This window comes from Reyranella sp. (genome assembly GCF_050185545.1).
Taxonomy (GTDB): domain Bacteria; phylum Pseudomonadota; class Alphaproteobacteria; order Reyranellales; family Reyranellaceae; genus Reyranella.
In genome coordinates this window covers 1-10,059 of the sequence record NZ_JBFWZI010000224.1, presented here as the reverse complement: position 1 = coordinate 10,059, position 10,059 = coordinate 1, and the positions used below count along the sequence as shown (strand labels likewise).

Below are 10,059 nucleotides of genomic sequence, written 5' to 3'. Positions count from 1 at the left end.
TTCACCGAGCGATTGGCGAACGGCGGCATAGCGCGCTGCCGACCGTTGGTAGGCCCAGATGAACAGATCGCGCAGCATCTCGGTGCGCTTCAGCTCGTAAACACCCAGCATGGCATGCGTGTAGGAATCGCGCGGCATGCCTTCGAACGATAGCGGCGCCAGATTGCGCTTGATGAGCGGGATGTTCGCGGCCAGGCGCGATACGCGCTAGACGAATTCGTTCCTGCATCGTCAGGTAGAAGCTGTCATTAGGACGATAGGAATCCAGGAAGTCCCGGTCGTATCCGACAGGCTTGCGGGCCGCGACGGGCGCACGAACGCAATTCTGGATGGCGGACGCGTGCCTGGAGAGCGGCAGCACGATCGCTTCACTTATGGCCCCCGATCGACTGGTGGCGACTGCGGTGCCCACCGCCTCGGCGATACGAGGCAAGGCATAGCGCGCTCCGCGGCGCACCCCCTCACTGAACAGGCGCTTGTGATCGATGAGATGCTTGAGTCGATACTGCAAAGCCCGGGGCGGGACCGGCGAGTCCGAAGCTGCAGCGATCTGCGAAGCGGTCAGGCCGTCGGGGCCATGACGGCGGACTGCCTCTTCGATTTCCTCCAAGCCTTGCTCGTTGATTGTCTTGACCAAGGGCGCACCTTAATTGCGCAAAACATCCCATTGCGCAATTATGGGAAAGATTGCCCAATTAAAAGGGCAAAATCGCGCAATAATTCCCGATCAGTGCGGGAGCACGAACCGCACGCCCGGCCGTGCATGCCCGCCGCCAAGGGCAACGGCCCCGCCGTCGGCGCGCCAGCAGGCGGCGCCGGTCATGCTGCCGTCGTCGTGGAACTGGATGGCGTTCATGCCGCCAGCCACGGTCGGCACCACCTGCACCTTGTGGCCGCGCGCGGCGACGGCAGCGCGCACCGGCTCAGCGATGCCGTGCTCGATCTCGAGCACCGGCCCTTCGGTCCATACGCGCGGCGCCTCGACCGCCTCCTGCAGGGTCATGCCGTGGTCGACCAAGTTCAGCAGGGCCTGCAAGGCCGAGGGAAAGATCTTGCGGCCGCCCGGCAGGCCCAAGGCATAGACCACGCGGCCGTTGCGGAGCGCCATTACCGGCGACATCGAGGTGGTGACCCGCTTGCCCGGTGCAATCGACAGCGCGTTGCCCGGCCGCGGATCGAAGTTCGACATGTAGTCGTTGGGCACCATGCCGGTGCCGGGAATGATGAAGCGTGCGCCGAACAGGCTGTTGATGGTCTGGGTCGTCGTGATGACGTTGCCCTCGCCGTCGGCGACGGTGAGGTGCGTGGTGTCGGCGCCCTCCCGGGCGAGCAGGCCGCCGGTCCACTGCCGGGCGCGAGCGAGGTCGAGGTTGGCGCGGCGCTCGTCGGCATAAGCCTTGGAGGTGATGCGCTCGACCGGCACGCGCACGAAGTCCGGATCGCCGCTTGCCTCGGCGCGGTCGGCGAACGCGATTTTCAGCACCTCGGCCAGGAGATGGACGCCATCCGCCGTGCCGAATCCCAGACCGGCGACGTCGAAGCCCTCCAGGATGTTCAGCATCTGGGCGATGTGCACGCCGGACGCCGCCGGCGGCGGCGGGCCGAGGATTTCCCAGCCGCGATAGTGGCCGCGGATCGGCGCGCGCTCGACCACGCGATAGTCGACGAGGTCGCGGCGCGAGACGTAGCCGCCGGCCTTCTCCATGCACTCGACCACGCGATCGCCGAGTGGCCCGCCATGCAGCGCACCCTCGCCCTGCTTGGCGATCAGGCTGAGCGCCTCGCCGTAGTCGGCCTGGATCAGCCGTGCGCCGGGCTTGATTGGCGCGCCGCCAGGCAGAAGCCGTGCCGCCGCGAGCTTGTCCCTGGCGAGGTCCGGCGCGGCGCTGTCGATGCACTCCGAGAGGTAAGGCGTCACGGTGAAGCCCCGCAGGGCGAAGCGGATCGCCGGCTGCATCACGTCGGCGAGCGGCATCGTGCCGAAGCGGCGGAGCGCCAGGCACCAGGTGCGCAACGATCCGGGTGCGGCGACCGCCTTGGGACCGACCTGGTTCTCCCGGCCGATCGTGTCGAACACCTCCGGCGCTGCGCCGGGCACCGGGCGGAACATGTCGGGACGACCGGCCGAAGGGACCGCGCTCATGCCGTCGAGGATGGTGTGGCTGCCATCGGCCAGCCGGATGTGCGAGGTCGTACCACCGATCAGGCCGACCATCATCGGCTCGACCACGGTCAGGGCGAACTGGCAGGCGACGGCCGCATCGATGGCGTTGCCGCCGGCGGCCAGCATCTCCATGCCGGCGGCCGACGCCAGCGGATGGTTGGTCACCACCATGCCGTTGCGCCCCTGCGCCGACTGCTTCTCGCAGGTGAAATGCGTGCCGGCGCGCTCGCGCCAATTGCCCATGCCCACGCCGCTCTCCCCCACTGGTTGGTCAGCGCCGACCTTGGCATCTTGGCCGTGCCAACGCCATCGGGGCGGCTCAGTGCGCAATGCGGGGCTGCTATTCCTTGACGATCTCGACCCGGCGGTTCTTGGCGCGACCGGATTCGTCGTCGTTGCTGGCCACCGGGGCGATCAGGCCGGCGCCCACCGGCTTCAGGCGGTCGGCGACGATGCCGTGTTGCTGCACCAGCCGGTCGACGACCGATTTCGCGCGGCGCTGCGAGAGTCCCATGTTGTAGTCGTACCCGCCGACATTGTCGGTGTGGCCGACGATGAAGACCTTCAGGCCGGGCTGGCCCTTGAGCAGCTTGGCGATCTCGGCGAGCGACGGCGCCGATTCGGCCTTGAGCTCGGCCTTGTCGGTATCGAAGTAGAGGCCGTAGAGCGCCACCTTGCCGGTCGCTGCGATGTCCTTGGCCATGGCGGTGGCGTCGACCGTCACCATCTTCGAGTCCATGGGCCTGGTCTCGACGACGTCGAGCAGGACGGCGGCGCGGTCCTTGGTCTGCGGAAAGGCGTCGCCACGCTCGACCGCGACATAGAGCGACACGAAGACGTCGCCCTCCGGCCGCGCCAGGGTGGCGGCGAGATAGCGCGGCTCGGCCGGCACGTTGAAGGCGACCTTGGACAGCTCGTTGTTCTGCAGCGCGCCGGTCGGCGGATAGAGCACGCGATAGATCTCGGTGCCGAACGATTCACATTCGTCCTCGCCCGAGCACTTGAACAGCACGGTGAAGCCCTTGGCGGCGAGGTCGGCCTCGTAGTTGCGGAACACTTCCAGCGAACTGCGCTGCGGCGGCGCCAGGTACAGAAGCCTGGTGTGCTTGCCCTCGATCGTGCGGCCGGCATCGACCGCCGCCTGGCCGTTGTCGCCGAGCTTCAGCTTGCCGAGCAGCAGCTTGAAGGAGGTGAACGCCTTGGTCTCGTAGCCGACCAGGCGGGAGCCCTCGTAGCGCTTGATCAGGGGAAAGTCGCGTCCGCCGGGCACCTCCGGCTGCGCCCGCGCGCCGGCCGACAGCACCACGGCACAGAGGGCGATCAGGCCGGCCAGGCAGAGGCGGGTTGCGGAGCGAAGACCGGGCACGTTTTCGACCGGGAACATCAAAACCCTCCAGGACATGAGCGGCGCTGCCGTGATCGTGCGCGCAACCTCCGGCAAAGAAAAGCGTCACTGTATTGCGCGCACTTCTCATCGACTCGATCCCTCCCCCGTAATCGGACGTAATCGGGGGAGGAAATGAGTTGTGTCCACGATCGGCATCGCCGAGCCACGCGTTACCGCCCCACGGCGGCGGGCGTCGCCTTGATGCCCGGGTTCGGCTAGTCTCACAATGGCCCGGGAGGTCGAACGAACAGGCGGACATGGACGTCATTCTGCTCATCTGCGGCATCATCGTCCTGTTCGTCGCGCTGTCCTTCGTGGCGGTGTACTCGCACGATCGTTTCCTCAAGCGATCCCGCGCCAAGCCCTCCTTTGCCCTGCCGGTCGCGCCGTCGGACACGGTGCTCGACCGCGCGGTCGGCGCCCTCATGTCAAGAGGCGTCGCCCGCAATGGTCTCGCCATGGTGGCGGACAATTTCGACGCCTTCGCCATTCGCGCGCTCACGGCGCGCGATGCCCGGCGCAGTCTCGACGTGATGTCCTACATCTGGCGACGCGACCTGACCGGCCGCCTGCTGGCGCACGAGATCATCGCCGCCGCCGACCGCGGCGTGCGCGTGCGCATCCTGATCGACGACATCAATACGCGTGGCAGCGACCGCGTTTTCCTGGCGCTCGATGCCCATCGCAACGTCGAGCTCAGGTTGTTCAATCCCGGCCGCATGCGCGAGGGCGCCATCGTGCGCACACTCGAGCTGATGCTGCGGGCCTTCCGTGCCACGCGCCGCATGCACAACAAGGCATGGATCGCCGACGGCCGGTTGGCAATCGTCGGCGGCCGCAATATCGGTGACGAGTACTTCGATGCCGCCAAGTCCGCCAACTTCCACGATCTCGATCTCCTGCTGATGGGCGACGTGGTCGGGCAGTCGGAGCGCATCTTCGATTCGTTCTGGAACAGCGCCGCGACGCTGCCGATCCGCGCCCTGGCCATGCGACGGCGGCGCAGCCTGCGCCGCCTGCGACGCCAGACTGCCCGGCTGGTCGGCAGCCCGAGCGCTGCACCATTCCTCGAAGGGGTGCGCGAGCGGCTGTCGTTCGAGGCGATGCTGGGCGACGGCGAGTCGATCCATTGGACCGACCAGGCGACCGTCGTGTCCGATCCGCCGCAGAAGGCGCGCGGAGAGGGTGGCATCCGGTGGCTCACGACGACGCTCTATCCGCTGATCCGCAATGCCCGGGGATCGGTGCAGATCATCTCGCCGTACTTTGTCCCGAGCGAGGACGGCAGGGCCGCCCTCGTCGAGCTCGCCGCCCGCGGCGTCGATGTCGCGATCCTCACCAACTCGCTCGCCGCCACCGATGTCGCGGTCGTTCACGGCGCCTATGCCCCCTGCCGACTGCCGTTGCTCCAGGCTGGCGTCAAGCTGTTCGAGCTGCAGCCGCGCGCCCGGCGATCCGGCCGCTCGCCGCTGGGCTCGAGCGGCGCCAGCCTTCACACCAAGGCCTTCAGCGTCGACGGTCGCGTGGGCTTCGTCGGCTCCTTCAACTTCGACCCCCGTTCGGCCGCGCTGAACACCGAAATGGGCGTGGTGTTCGAGGACCCGGGCCTGGTCGCCGAGCTAATGGCGGTGTTCCTGCGCGATACCGGGCCACAGGCGAGCTATCGCCTGTTCGCCGGAGAGGACAGGAGCCTGCGCTGGCGCGGCGAGGTGCGCGGCCGCGAGGTCACCTTCGATCGCGAGCCCGAGGTCGGCTTCTACCGATTGCTGCTCGCACGACTGGTCGGCCTGCTGCCCGTCCAGTCGCAGTTGTGAACCGATTTTGCATCGCCTGGCGGCCACCCTGTCTTTGGCGACTGCTGTCGCTGCACTATGCTCCCCCCGAATCGGCTGCACCATCGGGAGCGTCATGATCGTCGACCGCATCGACCCCATTGCCCTCAAACTTCCCTTCCAGCGACCGGACGGCGCCGATGCGCTCTACCTGGTGTTGTGCCGGGTGACCACGCGCTCGGGCACAGTCGGCTACGGCGAGTGCCTGTGCCTTCGGCCGGCGCTGCAACGCAGCCTCATGGCGACGATCCGCGACGCGATCGCGCCGCTCTATCTCGGCAAGCCGGCGGCGGATCGCGAGCGTCTGAATCGCGACGTGCGCTTGCGTCTCACCGCCTTCGGGCGCTCGGGAACCGTCCTCAATGCCCTGGCTGCGGTCGACACGGCGCTCTGGGACATCGCGGGAAAGGAGGCCGGACAACCTCTCTCGGCCTTGCTGGGCGGCGCCAGGCGCGACCGCGTCCCTGTGATGGCGAGCCTCGACCGCTACAACGACGCGCGCACGGTCGCGGCGCGAATCGAGCGCGCGCTGGCCGGCAACGTCGCCGCGGTGAAAGTGCACGAGTTCGACCTCGACATCATCGAAGGGGCCCGCAAGGTGATCGGGCCTGCAATGCCGTTCGTCGCCGACTGCAACCATATGCACTCGCCGTCCGACGTTCAGGCGAACCTCGCGCGCTGGCAGGCGCTCGACCTGTTGTTCCTCGAGGACCCTGCCTGGCCACCGGAAACCTGGCTCGACTCCCCGGCACTGCCGCAGGTGACGATCGGGCTCGGTGCCGATCTCGGATCGGCCGAGCAGATGGCGGTGTACGGCCGGGCGCCGGCCGTGGGCGTGCTGCAGCCCGACGTCTGCATGATCGGCGGCGTCACCGAGAAGCGACGGGCGCTCGCGCTGATCGAGCCCCTCGGCGTGTCGGTCGCGCCGCATTCACCCTTCATCGGCCCAGCCGGCCTGGCGACGCTGCACTTCCTCGCCACGATGAAGCAGCCCACCTGCTACGCGGTGGTCGAGGCCGAACCGCACATGGACATGTACGGCAACGGCCTGACGCGCTGGCAACCCGACCTTGCCGTACCGACCGCGCCAGGCCTGGGCTTCGATCCCGACCCCGACTACCTGGATCGCCACGCCATCTCGTTGTGACGCTGCCTTTCGCTCCCTGCCCGCAATGGCGTGTCACTATTTTGTACCGATCGATCCAGAATTCTGCTCTTATGGCGATGCACATGAAGCTCGCCGACGACTCGCGAGGACCTCGGCCAAAGGAGCAGGCAATGTCACTGGAGGAAAAACTGGCGGCAACCCGCGCCGCGAGCGCCGGACGCATCCCACCGGATCGGCAGGCGATCATGCATCGGGCGACGGACGATCTCCGAAAGTCCGGAATCCTCGACCGGATTGTGGCGGTCGGCAAGCCGGCGCCGGCCTTCGCGCTGGCCAATCACGACGGGCGCCACGTCTTGTCGGCCGAGCTTTTCGCTGCCGGACCATTGGTCGTCTCGTTCTTCCGAGGGTCATGGTGACCCTATTGCCGGCATGAGCTGGACGCTCTGCAGACAGTCTACGTCGACATCAAGAGCCTCGGTTGCTCGCTGATCGTGATCTCGCCCGAGCTGCCGGAACGCACGGCGGACATGGCCGCCAAGCAGAAGCTCACTTTCCCGATCCTGTGGGACCGGAACTGCGAGATCGCCGAAGCGTTCGGCCTCGCCTTTACCCTGCCCGAGGATCTCAGGGCAGTCTATCTCGGCTTCGGCATCGATCTCGCGATCCGCAACGGCGATCCGTCGTGGCGCTTGCCCGTTCCATCGCGCTTCGTGATCGACCGCGGCGGCATCGTGCGCCTGGTGCAAGCCGATCCCGACTACACGCATCGTCCCGAGCCGGAATCGACGCTTGCGGCGCTGCGCGAGATCGTCGCAAGGTCGCGCGCCGCGTAACGTCGCGGTGAAGCAACCGATCGTGAAGGGTGCGTGAGGAGGCTCACGCGCTATCGTGCCGCCGGTGAAGCAGCGGAGAGGCGAACATGAGTCGGATCGCGACCCTGGCAGTCGGCATCATCGCGTTGGCCAACCCGGCTTCGGCGAGCGGAACCGATGCTTCGGGGCGAGACTATTCCGGTGACTACCGGATGACCGGCAAGGGCTTCGGGGCACATGACAGCGCCTATGCCGGGACGTGCCGGATAAGAGCCGCAGAGCAGGGCTATGACGTCTCCTGCTATAACGCCGACACACGCCATACCTACGTCGGCAGGGGCTTGGCCGAGGATGACGTCCTCGCCGTGTTCATCGGCGACACCTTGCGCGGCGACCACAACGCCGTCTTCGCGGGCGAGTACCTGGTTGTCTACCGCGCCCGCCCGGACGGCGTCCTCGAGGGCACCTGGGTCCATGCCGCCAGCCGGGCGGCAGGCGCCGAAACGCTGGCGCCGATGCGCTGAGCTGAGAGAGCAGCTCCGCTGCCAGGCGGATGCGCTACCGGTTGGCGCGGGCGACGGTGGCGTTCAGCAGGAGGTTGGCGCCCGGCACCGAGCGCGCGAGCTCGATCGCCTCGTTGACGTTGTGGCTGATGCCCTGATGGCAGGGCGTGAAGATCATCGCCGTCGGCGCCATCGTCGCCACGGCATAGGCATCGTGGCCAGCCTGGCTGCGCATCTCGCGATAGGGCAGGCCGAGCTCGCGGGCGGTCGACTTCAGGAGCTCGATGCACTCTGGCGCGAACAGCTCGGTACCCCAGCTCCAGCCTTCGGCGACATCGATGTCGACATTGGCCTTCTTCGCCGCTGCGGCGATCGCGGCATCGACGTCGCGCCGCATCGCCTCGAAGCGCGCCGCATCGATGTGGCGGAAATCGATCGTGAGCCTGACCTGCTCGGCATAGGTACCGGGCAGGTTGGGGAAACTTTCGATGCGCGTCGTCGTGGTGCGGCCTTCGTCGACCGCATAGGCGAGGCCGATGTCGTTTACCGCGGCGATGACGTAGCCGGCGCCGACCAGGGCATTGCGGCGCATCGCCATCGGCGTGCCGCCGGCATGCCCGGTGTCGCCGCTGATGGTCAGCCGCAGCGCCTGGGTCTTGTAGCCGCCAACCACGATACCGATGTCGCAGCCATCGCGGTCGAGCACCGGCGCCTGCTCGATATGCAGCTCGAGATAGGCATCGAAGGCGCGCTGGCCGAGCGGCGCCGGGCCGGCATAGCCGATCGCATCCAGCGCCTGGCTCACCGTGACACCGGAGTCGTCGGTGGTCGACAGCACGGTCTCGAGCGGCAATACCTTGGCGAAGGCCATCGAGCCCATCATCGGCGGGCTGAAGCGCGCGCCCTCCTCGTTGGTCCAGCAGATCACCTCGATGCCGCGCTTGGTGGCCAGGCCGCGATCGTTCAGCGTGCGCACGACTTCCAGGCCGCACAGCACGCCCAGGATGCCGTCGTAGCGGCCGCCGCAGATCTGCGTGTCGAGATGGCTGCCGATCGCCACCGGCGGCAGCGACGGATCACTGCCGGCGCGGCGGGCGAAGATGTTGCCCAGGCGGTCGACCTCGACCGTGCAGCCGGCCTCGCGCACCCAGCCGACGAACAGGTCGCGCATCTCCTTGTCCTCGGATGAAAGAGCGAGGCGGCGCAGGCCGACATCGCGAAAGCGGCCGATCTCGGCGGAGCGCTCGAGACTGTCCCACAGCCGCTCGGCATTGATTTCCAGCACATTGGTGGCCACGGGCATGCTCCTTTTTCTTGCGCCGCTCGGGCGGCGTCGTGCCATTCTACCAGCAAGCATGCCAGCCGCGAGGAAAGGGGATCCCATCGTGACCGCGCCGACGCCCAAGTACCGCTTCCTGCTGATCAACGCCTTCAGCCTGGCACCCGGCAACGACTTCCAGATGCGCTCCTTCACCGGGCCCAAGGAGACGCAGCTTTACAATTACCAGGACGTGAAGCCGTTCCTGGAGGAAATCGAGTGGGATCTCCACCCGGGCGCGCCGACCACGCACGGCAACTTCCCGGTGACGACCAAGGAAGCGTTCATGTCGGTCGGCAACAACCGCCTGCCGCTGGTGCGCGAGGCCTGCCAGAGCGGCAAGTACAACGCCATCGTGCTGCTGGGCGGCGGCGATCCGGGATACCTGGAGGCGCGCGAGATCTGCCATCAGCATCGCATGCCGGTCTCGGCATGCGCGCATTCACAGATGCACATGGCGGGCCTGCTCGGTAACAAGTTCAGCATCGTCGACATCGCCGAGACGCACAACATGCAGATGTATCACCTGGTGCTGCAGTACCGGATGACCGAGCGCTGCGCCTCGATCCGCAATGTCAACTTTCCGCTGCCCAGCCCCAGCCACGCCAACGATCGGCCGATCCAGGCCGAGCGCGACCGCACCCTGCAGTGCGGCTCGTCCGACATGCTGGACGCAGCGGTGCAGGAATCGATCGCCGCCATCGAGGAGGACGGCGCCGAGGTGATCGTGCTCGGCTGCTCGGCTGCCTACTGGCTGCAGCCTTTCCTGCAGAAGCGCCTGCGCGAGATCGGTTGGGACGTGCCGGTACTGGAAGGCTTCCGCTGCGCCATAGCGGTCGCCAAGGGCCTGGTCGATCTCGGCGTCGACGCCAGCGGCCTCGCCTACCCGCCCGAGCATCCGGCAAAATGGCGGCGGAAGAAGGTGTTTTAGG

8 protein-coding genes and 1 pseudogene are annotated in these 10,059 nt (G+C 67.3%); 6 read left to right on the top strand and 3 right to left on the bottom strand.

The annotated features are described in order from the left end of the window. Positions 1-727: 727 nt before the first annotated feature. Together ggt and AB7O82_RS33625 are read right to left on the bottom strand one after the other, a co-directional pair. Complete coding sequence (ggt, locus tag AB7O82_RS33630; RefSeq protein ID WP_428551253.1) at positions 728-2,407, bottom strand: gamma-glutamyltransferase; 1,680 nt, start codon at positions 2,405-2,407, stop codon at positions 728-730. Between the two features lie 97 nt (positions 2,408-2,504). Further along, positions 2,505-3,548 (bottom strand): OmpA family protein, encoded by a 1,044-nt coding sequence (locus AB7O82_RS33625; RefSeq protein WP_428551236.1) that lies wholly within the window; start codon positions 3,546-3,548, stop codon positions 2,505-2,507. A gap of 260 nt (positions 3,549-3,808) precedes the next feature. On the opposite strand from AB7O82_RS33625, the gene AB7O82_RS33620 reads away from it, so the two are divergent. From AB7O82_RS33620 to AB7O82_RS33600, 5 genes and pseudogenes are all read left to right on the top strand, one after another. Next, on the top strand, positions 3,809-5,365 hold the full coding sequence (locus tag AB7O82_RS33620) for a phospholipase D family protein (protein ID WP_428621343.1): 1,557 nt from the start codon (positions 3,809-3,811) through the stop codon (positions 5,363-5,365). Positions 5,366-5,459: 94 nt separating this feature from the next. Further along, positions 5,460-6,530, top strand: coding sequence for a mandelate racemase/muconate lactonizing enzyme family protein (locus tag AB7O82_RS33615; RefSeq protein ID WP_428551241.1), 1,071 nt, complete (start codon positions 5,460-5,462; stop codon positions 6,528-6,530). Between the two features lie 83 nt (positions 6,531-6,613). Then, entirely contained in the window at positions 6,614-6,910 is a 297-nt protein-coding gene (locus AB7O82_RS33610) for a hypothetical protein (protein WP_428621341.1), read from the top strand. 12 nt (positions 6,911-6,922) lie between these two features. Further along, a pseudogene (locus tag AB7O82_RS33605) lies at positions 6,923-7,327 on the top strand (redoxin domain-containing protein); the annotation flags it as partial. 86 nt (positions 7,328-7,413) lie between these two features. Next, positions 7,414-7,830 (top strand): hypothetical protein, encoded by a 417-nt coding sequence (locus tag AB7O82_RS33600; protein WP_428621339.1) that lies wholly within the window; start codon positions 7,414-7,416, stop codon positions 7,828-7,830. Positions 7,831-7,864: 34 nt separating this feature from the next. Here the strand turns inward: AB7O82_RS33600 and AB7O82_RS33595 are convergent, their stop codons facing one another. After that, the gene (locus tag AB7O82_RS33595; RefSeq protein ID WP_428621338.1) at positions 7,865-9,112 is read right to left on the bottom strand and encodes a Zn-dependent hydrolase; all 1,248 of its coding nucleotides are present in this window, start codon (positions 9,110-9,112) and stop codon (positions 7,865-7,867) included. 82 nt (positions 9,113-9,194) lie between these two features. On the opposite strand from AB7O82_RS33595, the gene AB7O82_RS33590 reads away from it, so the two are divergent. Further along, entirely contained in the window at positions 9,195-10,058 is an 864-nt protein-coding gene (locus tag AB7O82_RS33590; RefSeq protein ID WP_428551251.1) for an aspartate/glutamate racemase family protein, read from the top strand. Position 10,059 lies beyond the last annotated feature (1 nt).